Source organism: Paraburkholderia mimosarum LMG 23256 = NBRC 106338 (genome assembly GCF_000739815.1).
Lineage (GTDB): Bacteria > Pseudomonadota > Gammaproteobacteria > Burkholderiales > Burkholderiaceae > Paraburkholderia > Paraburkholderia mimosarum.
This window is the reverse complement of record NZ_BBJJ01000095.1, coordinates 1-19,085: the sequence shown is the minus strand read 5'-3', so window position 1 is coordinate 19,085 and position 19,085 is coordinate 1. Positions and strand designations below refer to the sequence as shown.

Annotated in this window: 15 protein-coding genes; 6 read left to right on the top strand and 9 right to left on the bottom strand. The window is 65.1% G+C overall.

Annotation, left to right across the window (positions count from 1 at the left end; all coding sequences use genetic code 11):
• Window positions 1–46: 46 nt before the first annotated feature.
• On the bottom strand, window positions 47–1,432 hold the full coding sequence (locus BMI01S_RS32695; RefSeq protein WP_028212536.1) for an L-serine ammonia-lyase: 1,386 nt from the start codon (window positions 1,430–1,432) through the stop codon (window positions 47–49).
• Between the two features lie 197 nt (window positions 1,433–1,629).
• A complete protein-coding gene (locus tag BMI01S_RS32690; RefSeq protein ID WP_028212535.1) occupies window positions 1,630–2,772 on the bottom strand; it encodes a porin in 1,143 nt (380 codons plus the stop codon).
• Window positions 2,773–3,119: 347 nt separating this feature from the next.
• Here BMI01S_RS32690 and betI point away from each other — a divergent pair, with 347 nt between their 5' ends.
• Genes betI through betA form a run of 3 tightly spaced genes read left to right on the top strand, consistent with a single transcriptional unit; the run spans window position 3,120 to window position 6,972 of the window.
• The gene (betI, locus tag BMI01S_RS32685) at window positions 3,120–3,731 is read left to right on the top strand and encodes a transcriptional regulator BetI (RefSeq protein ID WP_028212534.1); all 612 of its coding nucleotides are present in this window, start codon (window positions 3,120–3,122) and stop codon (window positions 3,729–3,731) included.
• A 23-nt stretch (window positions 3,732–3,754) separates the two neighbouring features.
• Complete coding sequence (betB, locus tag BMI01S_RS32680; protein ID WP_028212533.1) at window positions 3,755–5,224, top strand: betaine-aldehyde dehydrogenase; 1,470 nt, start codon at window positions 3,755–3,757, stop codon at window positions 5,222–5,224.
• An 11-nt stretch (window positions 5,225–5,235) separates the two neighbouring features.
• Window positions 5,236–6,972, top strand: a complete 1,737-nt coding sequence (gene betA, locus BMI01S_RS32675; protein WP_244145467.1) for a choline dehydrogenase — start codon at window positions 5,236–5,238, stop codon at window positions 6,970–6,972.
• Between the two features lie 173 nt (window positions 6,973–7,145).
• On the opposite strand, the gene BMI01S_RS32670 is transcribed toward betA, so the two are convergent.
• The gene (locus BMI01S_RS32670; RefSeq protein WP_028232553.1) at window positions 7,146–8,792 is read right to left on the bottom strand and encodes an APC family permease; all 1,647 of its coding nucleotides are present in this window, start codon (window positions 8,790–8,792) and stop codon (window positions 7,146–7,148) included.
• Between the two features lie 87 nt (window positions 8,793–8,879).
• Window positions 8,880–9,830 carry a choline ABC transporter substrate-binding protein gene (locus BMI01S_RS32665; RefSeq protein WP_028232554.1) on the bottom strand — a complete coding sequence of 317 codons (951 nt, stop codon included), beginning with the start codon at window positions 9,828–9,830 and terminating at the stop codon, window positions 8,880–8,882.
• A gap of 481 nt (window positions 9,831–10,311) precedes the next feature.
• On the opposite strand from BMI01S_RS32665, the gene BMI01S_RS32660 reads away from it, so the two are divergent.
• A complete protein-coding gene (locus tag BMI01S_RS32660) occupies window positions 10,312–10,884 on the top strand; it encodes a DUF4142 domain-containing protein (RefSeq protein ID WP_028212530.1) in 573 nt (190 codons plus the stop codon).
• A gap of 63 nt (window positions 10,885–10,947) precedes the next feature.
• On the opposite strand, the gene BMI01S_RS32655 is transcribed toward BMI01S_RS32660, so the two are convergent.
• On the bottom strand, window positions 10,948–11,547 hold the full coding sequence (locus BMI01S_RS32655) for a TMEM175 family protein (protein ID WP_028212529.1): 600 nt from the start codon (window positions 11,545–11,547) through the stop codon (window positions 10,948–10,950).
• A 228-nt stretch (window positions 11,548–11,775) separates the two neighbouring features.
• Here BMI01S_RS32655 and BMI01S_RS32650 point away from each other — a divergent pair, with 228 nt between their 5' ends.
• Window positions 11,776–12,021 carry an H-NS family nucleoid-associated regulatory protein gene (locus BMI01S_RS32650; RefSeq protein WP_036019307.1) on the top strand — a complete coding sequence of 82 codons (246 nt, stop codon included), beginning with the start codon at window positions 11,776–11,778 and terminating at the stop codon, window positions 12,019–12,021.
• 92 nt (window positions 12,022–12,113) lie between these two features.
• Here BMI01S_RS32650 and kdgD read toward each other — a convergent pair whose 3' ends face one another.
• Genes kdgD through BMI01S_RS32630 form a run of 4 tightly spaced genes read right to left on the bottom strand, consistent with a single transcriptional unit; the run spans window position 12,114 to window position 16,977 of the window.
• Entirely contained in the window at window positions 12,114–13,031 is a 918-nt protein-coding gene (kdgD, locus tag BMI01S_RS32645; protein WP_028212528.1) for a 5-dehydro-4-deoxyglucarate dehydratase, read from the bottom strand.
• Between the two features lie 52 nt (window positions 13,032–13,083).
• Window positions 13,084–14,433 carry a glucarate dehydratase gene (gene gudD, locus BMI01S_RS32640; RefSeq protein ID WP_028232555.1) on the bottom strand — a complete coding sequence of 450 codons (1,350 nt, stop codon included), beginning with the start codon at window positions 14,431–14,433 and terminating at the stop codon, window positions 13,084–13,086.
• A gap of 58 nt (window positions 14,434–14,491) precedes the next feature.
• Window positions 14,492–15,601, bottom strand: coding sequence for a lactonase family protein (locus BMI01S_RS32635; RefSeq protein WP_028232556.1), 1,110 nt, complete (start codon window positions 15,599–15,601; stop codon window positions 14,492–14,494).
• A gap of 44 nt (window positions 15,602–15,645) precedes the next feature.
• Window positions 15,646–16,977 carry an MFS transporter gene (locus tag BMI01S_RS32630; RefSeq protein WP_028232557.1) on the bottom strand — a complete coding sequence of 444 codons (1,332 nt, stop codon included), beginning with the start codon at window positions 16,975–16,977 and terminating at the stop codon, window positions 15,646–15,648.
• A 270-nt stretch (window positions 16,978–17,247) separates the two neighbouring features.
• Here BMI01S_RS32630 and BMI01S_RS32625 point away from each other — a divergent pair, with 270 nt between their 5' ends.
• Complete coding sequence (locus BMI01S_RS32625) at window positions 17,248–18,831, top strand: aldehyde dehydrogenase (NADP(+)) (RefSeq protein ID WP_028232558.1); 1,584 nt, start codon at window positions 17,248–17,250, stop codon at window positions 18,829–18,831.
• Window positions 18,832–19,085 lie beyond the last annotated feature (254 nt).

Sequence of the window (19,085 nt, the reverse complement as noted above, 5' to 3'; positions counted from 1 at the left end):
GGCTCATCTCGCAGACCCCTTGTTGCGCGTTACCATTAGCGTTGCATTAGCATTCGATGACGTTCACGGCCAGTCCGCCGCGCGACGTCTCCTTGTATTTCGTCTTCATGTCCGCGCCCGTTTCGCGCATCGTCTTGATGACGTTGTCGAGCGTGACGTAGTGCTGGCCGTTGCCCTTGAGCGCCATGCGCGCCGCGTTGATCGCCTTGATCGCGCCCATGGCGTTGCGCTCGATGCACGGAATCTGCACGAGGCCGCCGACCGGATCGCAGGTCATGCCGAGGTTGTGCTCCATGCCGATCTCGGCGGCGTTCTCGACCTGCTCAGGCGTGCCGCCCATCACGGCTGCGAGCGCCGCGGCGGCCATCGAGCACGCCACGCCCACCTCGCCCTGGCAGCCCACTTCCGCGCCCGAGATCGACGCCGTTTCCTTGTAGATGATGCCGATGGCGGCGGCCGTGAGCAGGAAATTGGCGATGCCTTCGTCGTTCGCGCCCGCGACGAACTTCACGTAGTAGTGCAGCACCGCGGGAATCACGCCCGCCGCGCCATTCGTGGGCGCCGTCACGACACGGCCGCCTGCTGCGTTCTCCTCGTTCACGGCCATGGCGTAGAGGTTGACCCAGTCGAGCATCGAAAGCGGATCGCGCAGCGACTCTTCGGAGCGCGAACGCAGATGCACCGAGAGGTCGGCCGCGCGGCGCTTCACGTGCATCGGGCCCGGCAGTTCGCCGTGCATCTTGCAGCCGCGCTCGACGCACGCCGCCATGGCGCGCCAGATCGCGAGCAGCCCCTCGCGCACCGCCTCCGGCGTGCGCGCCACGCATTCGTTCGCGAGCGTCACCTGCGCGATGGAGAGACCGCTTTCGCTGCATACGCGCAGCAAGTCGTCGCCGGTGCGGAACGGATAAGGCATGTCGTGCCCGCTACGCACGCCGTTCACGCGATCGCCGTCGCGGTTCACGACGAAGCCGCCGCCCACCGAGTAGTACTCCTTTTCGACGAGCAGCTGGCCGTTCTCGTCGAAGGCCTGAAAGCGCATGCCGTTGGGATGCAGCGTGTGCGCGCCGCTCATCGTCTTGCGATAGAAGCCGATGCACTCCTTCTCGTCGAAGCGGATCGCCTGCTTGCCGAGCAGGACGAGCGACTTTTCGCTGCGGATGGCGGCGAGGCGCGGCTCGATCTGGTCGGGATCGATCGCGTCGGGCAGATTGCCCTCCAGGCCGAGCAGCACGGCCTTGTCGGTGCCGTGGCCCTTGCCCGTGGCGCCGAGCGAGCCGTACAGCTCCACTTTCACGCGGCGCACGAAGGCGAGCAGATTGGCGTCCTCGACATGGGACACGAAACGGCACGCGGCGACCATCGGGCCGACCGTATGCGAGCTGGACGGACCGATTCCGATCTTGAACAGGTCGAAAACGCTGACGTTCATCTGACTTCCCTTGGCGCTCTGCGCATTGGTGAGGTTGAGTGCCAGTAGACCAAAGAGGCCGTGTGCGCCGATAGAACAAAAACGCCATCGCCGTTGGACGGCCCCGCCAGCCGGGGCGCCGGGCGCCTCCGGCGCGCGCTGTGCCGGAGCTTTACCCGTGTTTTCCCTAAGTTATGCGGTGCAAACCGCCCGCGCGTTCAGAACGAATGCCGCAGGCCGACGCGCACGTCGGCCTGGGTCGTGGTCGAAGAGGGCGTGAAGCTGTAGCCGATCACGGCATCCACGCCCTGCGAGGCCCTGAGCCAGTCGCCCGAGATGTAGACGTCCGTGCGCTTCGAAAGCAGGTAATGCATGCCCGCCGAAAGCTGGTTCCAGTGGTGGCCGTCGAAATGCGTGTACTGGTAGCCGCCCGCCACGCTCAACGCCGGCGTGACCTGCCAGTTGGCGCCGCCTTCGCCGACCTGCATGTGCTCGCTCGTGCCGAACGCCTTGATCTGCGTGTAGGTGAAGGCGCCCATCAGCGTGACATCGCCGATCGCATAGCTCGCGCCCACGCCGAAGGTGGCCTGCTTGTCCACGGGGAACGGCGTTTCCGAATAGAGCGAAGTGACGGCGCCCGTTGCCGGATCGACGCTCACGGTGGGCCGCCCGAAGAACGTGCGCACGCCGATCATGTTGTACGGGTCGAACGCGTAGATGCCCGAGGGGTTGTTCAACTGCGTGTACGCGGTGCCCATCGCGAACGGACCGTTCTGGTACTGCGCGCCCACGCTCCACGCACTGCCGGTATGAAACTCGCCGGGCGTGTTGCTGAACGAATACATGCCGCCGAACTGGAATCCGCCGAAGGTGTTCGACATGAACTTCACGGCGTTCGGCAAGTGGTCGCCGTTCATGCGGTCGAAGTCGCCCTGGTTGATCGCATAGCCGCTCGCCCAGGCCGTGACGTTGTAGAGGTAGACGAACTCCTGCGTCATGTCGGCCTGATTGCCGAACGTGACTGCACCCCAATCGTTCTGGAGTCCGACATAAGCGATGCGACCGAACAGCGAGCCGCCGTTGGCAATTTGTCCGTTGCCGAGATGAAAACCGCTTTCCAGCTGGAACACGGCCTTCAACCCGCCGCCCAGGTCCTCGGTGCCCTTGAGGCCCCAGCGGTTCGCCTGCGCGATGCCGTCGTCGAACTTCACCTGGTGCGAGCCGCCTGCGTTGCTCACGTAGGTCACGCCTGCGTCGATGATCCCGTACAACGTCACGCTGCTTTGGGCATGGCTCACGTTCGAGACAGCAGCCAATGCCAGCGTCATACCGCTCAGTGCCATCGCATTCGGTTTCTTCATGGTGTCGGGTCTCACTTTTCTCGCGATTCAGGTTGTCGGGCCGCGCCGCATACGCGTGGCGCACTGCGCGGTGGATCAAAACGTACAAGTCCAAATCTCCATGGACTTGCGCAGACACGACACGCGCTGGCGCTAACGCGACACGCACCCGGCAAGAAAACCCCTGAAAAAAAGGCGCAATCCGTTATGGGACGGGCTTCGGGAGGCGTTCCGGCCGCGCGATCATCGGGAATCCGACGCGGAATGTCCAAAAAGCGTCAGCCCCGCCGCGTGGCCGCTTTTATTGATTGAACATTCAATAAAAAATGCCTAGAGTGAAACCCTTCCTGGAAGCACCTTGAACCACCATGCCCAAGATCGGAATGCGCGATGTGCGTCGCGCGCAACTCATCGACGCCACCCTGCAGTCAATCGACCAGTCGGGTCTCTCCGGCACGACGCTGGCAACCGTCGCGCAGCACGCGAAAATCTCCACCGGCATCGTGAGCCACTATTTCGGCGGCAAGGACGGCCTGCTCGAGGCCACCATGCGCCACGTGCTTCACGACCTCTGGGAGGCGACCGTGCGCCGGCGCCTCGCCGCGAAGGACGAGCCGCGCGCGCGCTTGCGCGCCATCGTCGCGGCCAATTTCGACGTCTCGCAGGTGAACGCGCCCGTCATGAAGACGTGGCTCGCGTTCTGGGCCGAGAGCATGCATCAGCCCGCGCTGCGCCGCCTGCAGCGCGTCAACACGCGGCGGCTTCATTCGAACCTGTGCGCGGAGTTCGAGAAGGTGCTGCCCGCCGCGGCCGCCCGGCGCGCCGCGAGCGGCCTCGCCGCGCTGATCGACGGCCTCTGGCTGCGCGGCGCGCTCACGGGCGAACCGTTCGACACGAAGGCCGCGCTGCGCGTGGCCAACGACTACATCGACCTGCTTCTCGAAGCGCGCACCAAAGCGCGCTCGGGCAAGTCGTCCTGATAATCCGGCCCGGAGTCACTTCGATGTCCCTCTTTCCCGTGCAACGCCTTTTCATCGACGGCGGCTACACCGACGCCACCAGCGGCGAAACCTTCGACACCTACGATCCCGCCACCTGCGCGAAGCTCGCCACCGTGCAGCACGCGAGCGCCGCCGATATCGACCGCGCCGTGGAATCGGCCCGAACCGGCCAGCGCGCCTGGGCCGCCATGACGGCCATGCAGCGCTCGCGCGTGTTGAGGCGCGCGGTCGACCTGCTGCGCGCGCGCAACGACGAACTCGCAGCCCTCGAAACCAGCGACACCGGCAAACCGATCGCCGAAACGCGCGCCGTCGACATCGTCACGGGCGCCGACGTGATCGAGTACTACGCGGGCCTCGCGCCCGCGCTCGAAGGCCAGCAGATCCCGCTGCGCGAAACGTCTTTCGTCTACACACGGCGCGAGCCGCTGGGCGTGACGGCCGGCATCGGCGCATGGAACTACCCGATCCAGATCGCCTGCTGGAAATCGGCGCCGGCGCTCGCCGCCGGCAACGCGATGATCTTCAAGCCCAGCGAAATCACGCCGCTCTCGGCTTCGAAGCTCGCGGAGATTTACGTCGAGGCAGGCGTGCCGCCAGGCGTGTTCAACGTGGTCCACGGCGACGGCCGCGTCGGCGCGATGCTGAGCATGCATCCCGGCATCGAGAAGATTTCGTTCACGGGCGGCGTCGAAACGGGCAAGAAGGTCATGGCGGCAGCGGGCGGCTCCACGCTCAAGGAAGTCACGATGGAACTGGGCGGCAAGTCGCCGCTCATCGTCTTCGAAGACGCCGACCTCGACCGCGCCGCCGATATCGCCGTGACCGCCAACTTCTTCAGCGCGGGCCAGGTGTGCACCAACGGCACGCGGGTGTTCGTTCATCAATCGGTGATCGCGGCGTTCGAGGCGCGCGTGCTCGAACGCGTGAAGCGCATTCGCGTGGGCAACCCGGCCGATCCCGAGACCAACTTCGGGCCCCTCGCGAGTGCCGCTCAACTCGACAAGGTGCTCGGCTACATCGAGAGCGGCAAACGTGAAGGCGCGCGGCTGATCGCAGGCGGCGCGCGCCTCACGCAAGGCGATTTCGCGCGCGGCCAATACGTGCAGCCCACGGTGTTTTCCGGCTGCCGGGACGACATGCGGATCGTGCGCGAGGAAATCTTTGGTCCCGTGATGAGCATCCTCGCTTTCGCCAACGAAACCGAAGTGATCGCGCGCGCCAACGAAACGCTTTACGGGCTCGCCGCCGGTGTCGTGACCGAAAATCTCTCGCGCGCGCATCGCGTGATTCACCGGCTCGAAGCCGGCATCTGCTGGATCAACACGTGGGGCGAGTCGCCCGCCGAAATGCCCGTGGGCGGCTACAAGCAGTCCGGCGTGGGGCGCGAGAACGGCATCACGACGCTCGAGCACTACACGCGCATCAAATCCGTCCAGGTGGAACTGGGACCGTATCAGCCCGTTTTCTGAGGGAGTCCTGCATGGCAGCGCAAGAGTACGACTACATCATCATCGGCGCGGGATCGGCGGGCAATGTGCTTGCCGCGCGCCTCACCGAAGATCGCGACACGACGGTGCTGCTGCTCGAAGCGGGCGGCCCCGACTACCGCTTCGATTTCCGCACGCAAATGCCCGCGGCGCTCGCGTTCCCATTGCAGGGGCGCCGCTACAACTGGGCCTACGAGACCGACCCCGAGCCGCACATGAACAACCGGCGCATGGAGTGCGGGCGCGGCAAGGGGCTCGGCGGCTCGTCGCTCATCAACGGCATGTGCTACATCCGCGGCAACGCGCTCGATTATGACTGCTGGGCAGAGCGCAAAGGGCTCGAGAACTGGAGCTATCTGGACTGCCTGCCCTATTTCCGCAAGGCCGAAACGCGCGACATCGGCGCGAACGACTATCACGGCGGCGAGGGTCCCGTACACGTGACGACGAGCAAGCCCGGCGTGAACCCGCTGTTCGAGGCGATGATCGAGGCAGGCGTGCAGGCGGGCTACGCACGCACCGATGATCTCAACGGCTACCGCCAGGAAGGCTTTGGGCCGATGGATCGCACCGTCACCGCGAAAGGCCGGCGCGCCAGCACCGCGCGCGGCTATCTGGATCAGGCAAAGCATCGGCCGAACATCGACATCGTCACGCACGCCGTGACCGACCGCATTCTGTTCAGCGGCAAGCGTGCGCACGGCGTGGTCTTTCTCGACGGCCCCGCACGCGTGACGCGCTATGCGCGCCGCGAAGTGCTGCTGTGCGCGGGCGCGATCGCCTCGCCGCAGATCCTGCAGCGCTCAGGCGTTGGGCCGGGCGCGTGGCTGCGCGAACTCGACATTCCCGTCGTGATAGATCTGCCCGGCGTTGGGCAGAATCTTCAGGATCACCTGGAAATGTACATGCAGTACGAGTGCAAGGAGCCGGTCTCGCTCTACCCTGCGCTTCTGATGCGCAATCAGCCGGCCATCGGCATCGAATGGATGTTGCGCGGCACCGGCATCGGCGCCAGCAATCATTTCGAGGCGGGCGGCTTTATCCGCACGCGCGACGACGATCCGTGGCCGAACCTCCAGTATCACTTCCTGCCTGTCGCGATCAATTACAACGGCAGCAACGCGATCAAGATGCACGGCTTCCAGGCGCACGTGGGGTCCATGCGCTCGCCGAGCCGTGGGCGCGTGAAGCTGCGCTCGCGCGACCCGCGCCAGCATCCGTCGATCCTCTTCAACTACATGGCCGAGGCGCTCGACTGGCGCGAGTTCCGCGACGCGATCCGTATCACGCGCGAGATCATTGCGCAGCCCGCGCTCGATCGCTTTCGCGGGCGCGAGCTGAACCCCGGTGCGGCGCTCAAGACCGATGCGGAGATCGATGCCTTCGTGCGCAACCGCGCGGAAACCGCTTATCACCCTTCCTGTTCGTGCGCGATGGGCTACGACGACATGGCCGTGGTGGACGGCGAAGGCCGCGTGCACGGCGTCGATGGTCTGCGCGTGGTGGATGCGTCGATCATGCCGCGCATCATCACCGGCAACCTCAATGCGCCGACGATCATGATCGCGGAGAAGATCGCGGACCGCATTCGCGGGCGAGAGGCGCTGGCGCGTTCGACAGCCGATTACTATGTGGCGAACGGGGCGGCGGCGCGGGGGACGGGTTTCTCGGGAGACGGCGAGGTCGGCTCAGGTGCGGTCAAGCAGCGCTCGCGTAGTGTGACGGTCTAAAAGGCGGTCTAAACGGCGGTTCAAAAGTTCATCTGTGTTAGCCAGCATCGGAGCGCGATGATTCGCGCGACGAGCTGGCTTTTTTTCATGCCAACATTGCCGAAGCTGCAAATAAAAAAACGGCACCATGCAAGCATTGCTGCCCACATGATGCCGCCAACACTGAAGCAAACTCAGACCGATGCAGCCAGCCAGTGCGAAACCGCGATCGTGATCCCCGCCGCGACCAGGGCGCCGTAGGGCGCAAGATTCAGCCACTGGCTGCGCTGCGGCACGCTCACTTCCATATCGAGCGCACTGCCCGCCGGAAACCGTCCGCGATCCTGCCAGTAGTGCCGGAAAGCGAAGACTGGCACGATCAGCAGCATGGCGATGAGGCCATCGCGCAACGTCCCCTCGCCTTGCAGATTCGCGCCAGCGCCGACGAATACCAGGTTCGCATAACCGAAGAGCGCACCCAGCGCGAGCAGCCATGTCGGACAGCGGAACGGGCGCGCCCATGTGCCACGGTCCATGCGATGAATCCACCCCGACTGCAAATTCAGGAAAACGAACAACATGTAGCAGACGTTCGAGATCGACAGCACCGTCATGTAATCCGACATGCCGAGCAGAACGAGATTGAATCCGAGATCGGTCCACATCGCCGCCGTCGGCGCCCCGTGCTCGTTCACGCGCGAGAGGTAGCGCGGCAGCCAGCCGTCCACCGAAGCCTGATAGAGCGTGCGCGACGAACCCATCATCGACGTCATCACGATCAGGAGAATGGAGAGCATCAGCATCACCACCACGGCATTGCCCACCCACGCGCCGCCGCCCACCATCGCCGCCATGGCGGTGCCCACGCCCGTACCGTCGCCGATGCGCGGATCGAGCATCATCGGCGTGCCGAGCGCCCCCTGGAACGCGAGCGGGACGAGCGTCATGACGACGAGGCAAAGCGCGCCGGACCAGAAGATCGCCCTTGCCGTATCGCGCCGCGGGTCGCGAAACTCACGCGTGTAGCACACCGCCGTTTCGAATCCGTATGACGCCCAGCCGGCCATGAACATCGCGCCCAGCGCCATGACGACGCCCTTGCCATTCCACGCGCCGAATACCGAAGCGGTGAGATTGCCTTGCGCGTCGTGCCCGAGCGGCAGCAGCGGAAAAAGATGTTTGGCAGGCACATCGCCGGTGATGAAGGGCACGAGGCCGACGATCAACAACGGCGTGAGCGATGCGATGCCGAGAATCTTCTGCGTTTTCGCCGCCTTCGAAGCCCCGCTGTGCTGAAGCCTGAACGTAATCAGCAGGAAGGCCGCGGCGATCAGGAACGTCGCGTTGATGCGAAGGGTGAGGCCCGGCTTGATGAAGTCCAGATTTGCGAGCGTCCAGTGCCACTGCATGATGGCCGCCTCGGGCGGGAACAGCGTGGCGAGCGCGTAGTTCGCGGCGAGCCCGCAACCGAGCGCGAGCATGGGCGACCACGCGAGCCAGTTACACCACACGGAAACCGGCGCGATCATCTTGCTGTAGCGGACCCAGCCGATTGCGCCGTATACCGAAGCACCGCCCGACTTGTGCGGAAAGAGCCCTGAAATCTCGGCGTAAGTCGCGCTTTGCACGAGGCCCATCGTGATCGATGCGATCCAGATCGCCCATGCGGGCTGGCCGATCGTTGCACAAACGCCGCCGATCGTGAACAGCACGCCCGCGGGCACGCCGCTCGTGACCCAGAATGCGTCTTTCCACGTTAGGCCGCGCTGTAGCGCGTGGCCGTGACCACTGCGTGCGTCGCTCTCCTGTGCGCCGCGCGTACCGATTCCCGCTTGCTCCATCTGCCTCCTCCTCTCTCGAACGCTAATCAACCAAAATTGCCGCGCAAATAGGGTGTTCCGCGGGTGCAAACCGCGGAACGAGGCGTTTCAGTTCACGCCCAGCGAGGCGCGCACGGCAGGTAAGCCCGGCTTGCCGTCCAGCGTGGTGACGCCGGCCAGCCAGTTGTCGAGCACCTGCGGGTTGCTGCGCAGCCAGTCGGCGGCGGCCTTGTTGGGATCCTCCTTGTTGGCGATCGGCACCATCAGATGGTTTTCGATGGCGGTCGTGAACTGCAGGTTCGAGACGAACTTCGCGACGTTCGGGCAGCGCGCGGCATAATCGGGCGGTTCCGCGGTCAGGACGCGCGCCTCGCCGTAGTTGGGGCCGAACACGTCGTCGCCGCCCGAGAGATAGTCGATCTTCATCTGCACGTTCATCGGATGCGGCTCCCAGCCGAGGAACACGATCCATTGCTTCTCGCGAACGGCGCGGTTGACCTGCACGAGCATCCCCGCCTCGCTCGATTCGACGAGCTTGAACTTGCCGAGGCCGTACTGGTTCGCGCCGATCATCTTCTGAATGAGCGCGTTGCCGTCATTGCCGGGCTCGATGCCGTAGATGCGGCCTTGCAGCTTGTCCGCGAACTTCGCGATGTCCTGAAACGACTTCAGGCCGCCCTGGTAGACGTAGTCGGGAACCGCGAGCGTGTATTTGGCGCCCGTGAGATTCGGCGTCGAGAGCACCTTGATGGAGCCCGATTTCGTGAACGGCTCGATCATCGGGTCCATGGTCGGCGACCAGTAGCCGAGAAACACGTCGATCTGCTTGCTCTTGAGCCCCGCGAACGCGATCGGCACCGAGGCGATCGTCTTCGTCGGCGTATAGCCGAGTGCGCCGAGAATGGTCGATGCCACGCCCGTAGTCGCCGCGATATCGGTCCAGCCCACGTCCGCGAACCGCACGTCCTTGCACGCGGCGGGATCGGCTGCGTACGCGCTGGCGCAAAGGAATGCGGCGCACGCGAGCGCGCCTGTCTGCTGCAGGGGGAATCGGCACATCGTCATCTCCTCAGGAATCGAACTGCGTCGCAAGGTCAGGCGCATCAAAACGCCATGAAGTCTCATGAGGAATAGTTGTCCGGCAAAAAGCGGACTAACGTAGCAATTGCGACGAGCAATTGCGCAGAAGCGACAAGCGATCCCAGCAGGCAAGTCCCCACAGGGCTTTAAGTTAATTGAACGATCAATATACGAACGTTCGGCGCCTTCCTTTCATTCTGAAAATTTGATCGGCGGAAGGTCGTCGTCGTCAGTGCGGGCATTGCTCGTCTTGCCGGTCGCGTACTTACCAACCGTTACACAAGCGCAGCAATGGTTTCACCTGAAGCGCGGGCGAGTTCCTAGAATTCCTCAGACCGTTGAGCAGCAAGGCGCCACGCCACGACGGTCCCGCGCAAGTCCGCACCGAGAGCTGCACGACGTGCGACGCGGCGCGTGCAATCGATACCAACTGATACCAACTACGCAGAAAGGAGTTCACATGACTCGCCTCTCGCTTGCCTCGCTCATCACGGCTTCGGCCGCCAGCCTTTGCGCCGTTGCGCTGAACGCCCATGCGCAGACTCCCGCGCCGTTGGCAACGGCATCCGCCGCTGCCCCGGCCGAAACGGTCAAGCTGCATGCCGCCGACAAGGCGTTCATCGCCGACGGCACGCAGACCGTGGCCACGCAGCGCGATGCAGCGCGCATTGCCAACTCGCGCTCGACCGACCGCGAAGTGAAGGCCTTCGCGGAGAAACTGGTCGCCGACTATACGAAGCTCTCGGACTCGATGCGCGCCGCGAGCCCGCGCGGCGTGGATGTGCCGCGCAACGATCCCGATGCCGCAGTGCTGGCCAGCATCAACAACTTGCGTGGCGCGGAATTCGACAAGACGTATATCGAGCAGGTCGCGCTCGCCGGTCAGCAGAAAACACTCTCGGCGTTCCAGGCGGAGATCGCCTCGGGCCGTGACGCGGGTCTGAAGAAGGCCGCCACGGAAGGTCTGCCCGTGATCCAGGCCGACATCGCCAGGGCGAAGGAACTGGCCCAGCGCAAGCATATGGCAGGCTGACGACGACGTGATCGCGAGGTAGATTGATGGGCCGGTTGCGCGAGCGCCGGCCCTCGATGTTCCCTACTCTTCCTTGTGTTCGCCCGAGGCCATGGCTAGCCGCTCCATGCGCTTGTCGGGCACGAACCAGAGCAGCGCGACGACGAAGTAGAAAATCGCGCCCATCAGCGGATAGCCGAGCGCCGCGAGCGCAGAGCCCGCAAGATAGAGCACCGGCGATATCTTGCCCTTGATGTCGTTGCCCAGCGCAATCGCAAGCGGGCTTTGCGTGCCGTGATAGCGCACGAGCACGAATTGCAGCAGGGCATAAGCAACCGCGCAGAGCAGCAGGTTGATGCCGTAGAGCGCAGTGGGCCAGCGCCCGAAGTGGTTTTCGCCCATCCAGCCGGTGGTGAACGGCAGCAGTGAAAGCCAGAACAGCAGATGCAGGTTCGCCCAGAGCACCGAGCCGTTCACGCGGCGCGCGGCGTGCATCATGTGATGATGGTTGTTCCAGTAGATCCCCACGTAGATGAAGCTCAGCACGTAGCTCAGGTAGACCGGCCAGAGCGGCGCGAGCGCGGCGAGGTCTTCGCCGTGCGGCACCTTGAGTTCCAGCACCATGATGGTGATGATGATGGCGAGCACGCCATCGCTGAACGCTTCGAGTCGGTTCTTTTCCATCTGCGTGATCGGCTTGCGAGGGAGGTAAGGCAAACGGGAAGTATGTCCGAAGTTGCACTGCGCTGCATGGCGAGCGGCCGCAAGCGTTGGTCCGCTTCGGTGCGTGCGCCCGCGCGCGGGTCACGTGGCTCGCGGCCCTGCTGGCGCCAAACGAACGCCCGAAACCCCACGCCAAACCCGCGCAGCGCGTAAAATCAGCGGCTCGTTTTCACTCGACAAGATTTCCCGATGGCAACCTACCGCGAATTGCTCGCCCAGAAGCGCGAACTCGACGAGCGCATCGAAGCGGCGCGCGCCGAGGCGGCGCATGAAGCGCTGGCCAGCGTGCGCGCAGCGATCGCCGAATTCGGCTTCACGCCCGACCAGGTGTTCGGCAAGCCGCGCCGCGAAAAGACCGCGCGGGGCGCGCGCCGTCCGCGCAAGTCCGAGCGCGCCAATCTCGATCTGTTCGCCGACGCAGCCGACCAGACCTGAGCGCACACTGAACGCACGAACGAAGAGGGCCCTGGCGGGCCCTCTTCGAAGCGATGCGATGCGCGGGCTGCCCCGCGCACATACATGGCGCGTTACTGCGCGCCGAGCTTCTTGATCAGCACGTCGAGCTGCGCCATTTCTTCTTCGGTGAGGTCCGTGAGCGGCGCGCGCACCGGGCCTGCGTCGTGGCCCACGAGCTTCGCGCCAGCCTTCACGATGCTCACGGCGTAGCCCGCGCGGCGATTGCGAATGGCGAGATACGGCAGGAAGAATTCGTCGATGAGCTTGCCCACCGTCGCGTGGTCGTCGGCGGCAATCGCGCGGTAGAAGTCCATGGCCGTCTTCGGAATGAAGTTGAACACAGCCGACGAATACACGGGCACGCCCAGCGCCTTGTACGCGGCGGCGTAGACTTCGGCCGTGGGCAGGCCGCCCAGGTAGGAGAAGCGGTCGCCGAGGCGGCGGCGGATCGTCACCATCGCCTCGATCTCGCCCACGCCGTCCTTGAAACCGATCAGGTTTTCGCAGCGGTCCGCGAGCTGTTCGAGCATGTCGGCGTTGAGCTTCGAGTTCGCGCGGTTGTAGACGATCACGCCCATCTTCGGCACGGCTTTGCAGAACTGCTCGACGTGCGCGGCAATCCCTTCCTGCGAGGCTTCCGTGAGGTAGTGCGGCAGCAGCAGGATGCCCTGCGCACCGTTGCGTTCCGCTTCCTGTGCGTACTCGATGGCCACGCGCGTGGCGCCGCCCGCGCCCGCGAGAATCGGCACCTTGCCCTTGCAGGTTTCGGTGGCCGTCTTGATGACCTGCGAGTATTCGCTCTTCGTGAGCGAGAAGAATTCACCGGTGCCGCCCGCCGCGAACAGCGCGCTCGCGCCATAAGGCGCCAGCCATTCCAGGCGCTCGGCGTAGGTATTCGCGCGGAAGTTGCCTTGCGCGTCGAAGTCGGTCACGGGAAACGAAAGCAGTCCTTCGGAAACGATTTGCTTGAGTTCTTGCGGCGTGGTCATGGTCTTGAATCCTGTTGTCAGGTCAATAAAGACGTTGAGTTGAAGTGGGCGTTCAGCGCACGAGGCACGGACGCTTGTTGTCGAATGTCCAGTTGGGAACGAGGTACTGCATGGCGATCGCGTCGTCGCGCGCGCCGAGGCCGTGCTCCTTGTAGAGCGCGTGCGCCTTCTCCAGCGCGTCCATGTCGATGTCGATGCCGAGACCGGGCTTTTGCGGCACCTGCACCTTGCCGCCCACGATCTGCAGCGGCTCGCGCGTGAGCCGCTGGCCGTCCTGCCAGATCCAGTGCGTGTCGATCGCCGTGATCTTGCCGGGCGCCGCGGCGGCCACATGGGTGAACATGGCGAGCGAAATGTCGAAGTGATTGTTCGAATGCGAGCCCCAGGTGAGGCCCCAGTCGTTGCACATCTGCGCCACACGCACCGACCCTTGCATGGTCCAGAAGTGCGGGTCGGCGAGCGGAATATCCACGCTTTGCAGTTGAATGGCGTGACCCATCTGCCGCCAGTCGGTCGCGATCATGTTGGTGGCCGTGGGCAGGCCCGTGGCGCGGCGGAATTCGGCCATCACTTCGCGGCCCGAGTAACCGTTTTCCGCGCCACACGGGTCTTCCGCGTACGCGAGCACATCGTGCTTGTCGCGGCACAGGCGCACCGCCTCGGCGAGCGACCACGCGCCGTTCGGGTCGAGCGTCACGCGCGCTTGCGGGAAGCGCTCGGCCAGCGCCGTGACTGCCTCCATTTCCGCGTCGCCCGCCAGCACGCCGCCCTTGAGCTTGAAGTCGTTGAACCCGTAGCGCGCGTGCGCGGCTTCTGCGAGACGCACGACGGCTTCGGGCGTCATCGCTTCTTCGGTGCGCAGGCACTCCCAGTCGTCGCGGCCGTCGGCGCCGCTCGCGTACGGCAAGTTGGTCTTGTTGCGGTCGCCGATGAAGAACAGGTAACCGAGCATTTCCACTTCGCTGCGCTGCTGGCCTTCGCCGAGCAATGCGGCAACGGGCACGTTCAGATGCTGGCCAAGCAGATCGAGAAGCGCGGCTTCGAGCGCCGTGACCGCGTGAATCGTGGTGCGCAGGTCGAACGTCTGCAGGCCGCGACCGCCCGAGTCGCGATCGGCGAACTGTTTGCGCACGGTGTTGAGCACCGCCTGCAGATTGCCGATGGACTGGCCCAACACGAACGCACGCGCGTCTTCGAGTGTCTTGCGGATCGCCTCGCCGCCCGGCACTTCGCCGATACCGGTGTTGCCCGCGCTGTCGCGCAGCAGCACGACGTTGCGCGTGAAGAACGGGCCGTGCGCGCCGGAGAGGTTCAGCAGCATGCTGTCGCGGCCCGCCACGGGCACGACGCGCAGTTCGGTCACGACGGGCGTCGCGTTCGGTAGATCGGTTTGTGTAGACATGAACGTATTACCTGTAAAAGTGCGGCGCGCGCTGCGCCCTCTGGATTCAAATGGTCGATCAGAACTGCGCGGCATCGGCGGCGACGATCTCCACCCAGTTCGCGCCATGGCCGCCCTCGGCGCGCGAGACGGGCGTGAGCGCGCCGCTGGCGGCATCGATTGCGTAGACCGAGACGTGCTGCGACTTCTCTCCGCACGCCACCAGAAAGCGGCCGGTCGGGTCGATGCGAAAGCCGCGCGGCTGCGTTTCGGTCGGCGTCGTCGCCACGCATTCGAGTGCGCCGACCTGCGCTCCGTTTTGCACGACGCGCAGCGTGAGCAGGCGGCTCGTCGTGCGCTCGGACACGTAGACGAAACGGCCGTCGGGCGAGACGTGAATTTCGGCCGCCCAGACGAGCTTCGCGAGCACCGCAGGATCGGGCTGCACGGGGTCCGTGGGGCTCGGGCGCGCAAAACCGTCGTTCAGATGCGCGAAATCGGCGGCGCGCGGCGAGACGTGCAGCGCCGCGAGTTGGCCCGAAGCAGCGTCGCGCGAGAAAGACGCCACCGTCGCGCGGAATTCGCTCAGCACGTAGAGCACGTCGCCGTTGGGCGAAAAGCGCAGATGCCGCGGACCGAAGCCCGCGCCAAGATCTACCGTGCCGATTTCGGTGAGGCGCCCCTCGTCTTCCAGCGCGAAACAGAACACGCGGTCGCTGCCAAGAGACGACGCATACGCGAAACGCCCATCGGCGGAAACGATCACCGCGTGCGCGTGCCCGATATCGCCGATCACCTGCAGCGGCTCGCCCTTGCCGCTCTCAACGTCCGCAAGGCGATACAGGCTCACGCGATGCTCGCCGTACGAAGCGCCCAAAAGGAAGCGTCCACGCGGTTCCGCGCACAGATACGCAAGGCTCGATGCGATCGGCGCGTTCGCGCGGGGCGAGAGGGCACCGGTCTGCGCATCGATCGCATACTCGTTCACTCGCTTGTCCGCACCGCGCGTGGCCGCATAGATCAGGGGGCGATCGGGCGAAAGCGCCATCGGCATGACGTTGTCCTGCGCGGCCACACGGGCGTGCGCCGTAAGCGCGCCGCTCCGGGCATCCAGATGGAACACGCTGATATCGCCGTCTTTCGAGTTCGCGACGTAGACGAAGAAGCGCGCGGGGTTCGGCTGGTTCATGGTGGGCGATTCCTTCTCGATTGACGGTGGCGCTCAACGCGGACTCAGAGCGCGCCGCTCTGGACCGATTCTTCGGTGAAGGCGCGGCGCGACGGCTTGTTGCGGGCAAGGAACGCGGCGGCGGCGGCGATCAGCGAGGTCACGCCGAGGCCGTAGAGCCCGCCCGCAATCGAGCCCGTATGCTGCTGGAGATAGCCGAACGTGGCCGGCGCGAAGAAACCGCCCAGGTTGCCGAGCGAATTGATGAGCGCGATCACGGCGGCGGCCACGCGGGCGTCGAGATAGCCTTGTGGCATCGGCCAGAACAGCGAGGAAGCCGCCTTGAAGCCGATGGCCGAGAAGCAGATCGCCACGAACGAGAACACCGGGTTCGCGGAGGTCGAAGCGAACAGACCGCATGCGGCAATCACGAGCGCGAGAGCGAGCCACGCCTGCTGGAAGCGGTACTTTGCCGAAAGCAATGCGAAGCAGTACATCGCGACGATGGCGATCATCCAGGGAATCGCGTTGTAGAGACCCACCTGGAAGTCGGTGAGGTCGCCCATCTTGCGGATGATGGTGGGTAGCCAGAACGTGGCCGCGTAGATCGTGAGCTGGATCGCGAAATAGAGGAAGCAGAACAGCACGATCTGCGGGTCTTTGAGGAGACGCAGCACCGGCACGTGCGCGCCCGTCGCGGCTTCGCGCTCGGCCTGCTCGCGCGCGAGATACGTTTCGAGTGCGCCCTGCTCGTCGCTCGTGAGCCAGTGCGCGTCGCGAATGCGCGACTTCAGGAAGACCCAGCTCACGCCGCACAGCACGATGGAGAAGCCGCCTTCGATGAGGAACATCCACTGCCAGCCGGCAAGACCGAGGCCGCGCACGGAAAGCAGGGCGCCCGTGACGGGGCCGGAGAGCACCGAGGCGAACGCCGAGCCCGCGAGGAACACCGCCGCCGCCTTGCCGCGTTCCTTTTGCGGCAGCCATTGCGCGAAGTAGTAGATTACGCCGGGAAAGAAGCCCGCTTCGGCGACGCCGAGCAGAAAGCGCAGCACGTAGAACGACGTATCGTTGTGCACGAACGCCATGGCGGCCGCCACGAGGCCCCAGGTGCCCATGATGCGCGTGAGCCAGGCGCGCGCGCCGTACCTTTGCATGAGGATGTTGGAAGGCACTTCGAAGAGTGCATAGCCGACGAAGAAAAGACCCGCGCCCAACCCGTAGGCGGCCGCCGAAAGGCCGATATCGGCCTTCATGTGCGCACCGGCAAAGCCTACGTTCACACGGTCGATATAGTTCGCGATGAACATGATGAGGAAGAGCGGCAGCACGTGCCGCAAAACCTTGGCGCTGGCCGACTCCAGCAGGTCTTCATAAGGGTTGGCGGGGGCGGACATCGCGGTTGTCTCCTGTGGGCGCTCCGGTAGCGCGCGGTTTGGATCGATTGTGGTACGTTGTCTGATGACATTCTAGACAGGTCCGTCGCCACAGCCAACGTCGCGTTTACCCTGTTCCGGAACGTGAATCATACCCGATGTCCTCGCTACGGCGCACTCGGCGCGCTTCCCGGTGCGAAAAAAGGAGCGACGGGGTTTTCGCCGGGGATGATCTGAAGTACGATGGTTGTACGATGACTTAACTCAACCGCACGAAAGTTCGGAGACGACATGCAAATCACTGGCGACATGCTCATTGGAGGCCGCGCGGTGCGCGGCACGGAAAAGCCCCTCACGGCTTTCAACCCAGCCACCGGCGAAGCGATTCCCGCACCGGCCTTCGGCAGCGGCACGGCCGCCGACGTCGACGCGGCCTGCAAGCTGGCCGCGGCGGCATTCGATGCCTACCGCACGCTGCCCCTCGACGAGCGCGCCGAGTTCCTTGAGCGCATCGCCGATGGCATTGCGGCGCTCGGGGACGCGCTCACCGAGCGCGCCCACGCCGAAACTGGCTTGCCCAAGGCACGCCTGGAAGGCGAGCGCGGCCGCACCGTGGGCCAGCTCAAGCTGTTCGCGCAGGAAGTGCGCCAGGGCCTGTGGCTCACGCCCACGCTCGACTCCGCCCTGCCCGATCGCAAGCCGCTGCCGCGAGCCGAGCTGCGTCTGCAGAAGGTGGCGCTCGGCCCGGTTGCCGTATTCGGCGCGAGCAACTTCCCGCTCGCGTTTTCGGTGGCGGGCGGCGACACGGCCGCGGCGCTGGCGGCGGGCTGCCCGGTCGTCGTGAAGGCGCATGGAGCGCACCTCGGCACTTCGGAGATGGTGGGCCGCGTGATCCAGCAAGCCGTCAAGGACATGGGGCTGCCCGAGGGCGTGTTCTCGCTGATCGTCGGCGCGGGGCGCAGCGTGGGCGAGGCGCTGGTTGCGCATCCTGCCATCAAGGCCGTGGGCTTCACCGGCTCGCGCGCGGGCGGCACGGCGCTCATGCGCATCGCCGCGAACCGTCCCGAGCCGATCCCCGTGTACGCGGAGATGAGCAGCATCAATCCCGTCTTCCTGCTGCCGGGGGCGCTCGGTTCACGGAGCGCGGCCATCGCGCAGGGCTTCGTCGATTCGCTGGTGCTGGGCGCGGGGCAGTTCTGCACGAATCCGGGGCTCGCGATCGGCATCGAAGGCCCCGCGCTCGATGAGTTTGCGCAGGCGGCGGCGCAGGCGCTGGGCGTCAAGCCCGCGCAGACCATGCTTACAGCGGGGATCCATGCGGCGTATGAGGAAGGCGCGCGCCGCCTTGGCGATACCGTGGGCGTGAGCGCGCTCGCACAAGGCCAGCCGGCGAGCGGACCGAACCAGGCGTTTGCCGCCCTCTTCGTGACGGACGCGAAAACGTTCCTCGCGCAGCCGACCCTGGAAGATGAAGTGTTTGGGCCGGCTTCGACGCTCGTGCGCTGCAAGGACGAAGCCGAGCTGCTCGCCGTGGCGGAGCATTTCGCGGGCCAGCTCACCGCGACGATTCAGATGGACCGCGACGACGTGCCCACTGCCATGCGCCTCGTGCCGATTCTCGAGCGCAAGGCCGGCCGCCTGCTCGTGAACGGGTTCCCGACCGGCGTGGAAGTCGCGCACGCCATGGTGCATGGTGGCCCGTTCCCGGCTACGTCCGATAGCCGCGCGACTTCGGTGGGCACGAGTGCGATGGAGCGGTTCTTGCGGCCCGTTTGTTATCAGGATTTTCCTGCCGAACTGCTGCCTCAGGCGCTCGCGGACGGCAATCCGCTCGGGCTGTGGCGGCGCAAGGACGGTGAGTTTGTGAAGGGGTGAGGTTTGGGAGGTCGCGGGTCTTTGCCGCTTTGGGCTTTTCTTGTGATCGCGGCGGTTTGCTAGCGTTGCCCCTGGGCGGGGCTGCAGCTGCTTTGCTTTGCACAGCGGCAAAGATCGCGGTGCATGCGCTTGAAACTTGTTTTCGCGTCGGTCTGTTAACGTTGCCCCTGTGCGGGGCGGCGGCTGCTTTGCTTTGCACAGCGGCAAAGATCGCGGTGCATGCGCTTGAAACTTGTTTTCGCGTCGGTCTGTTA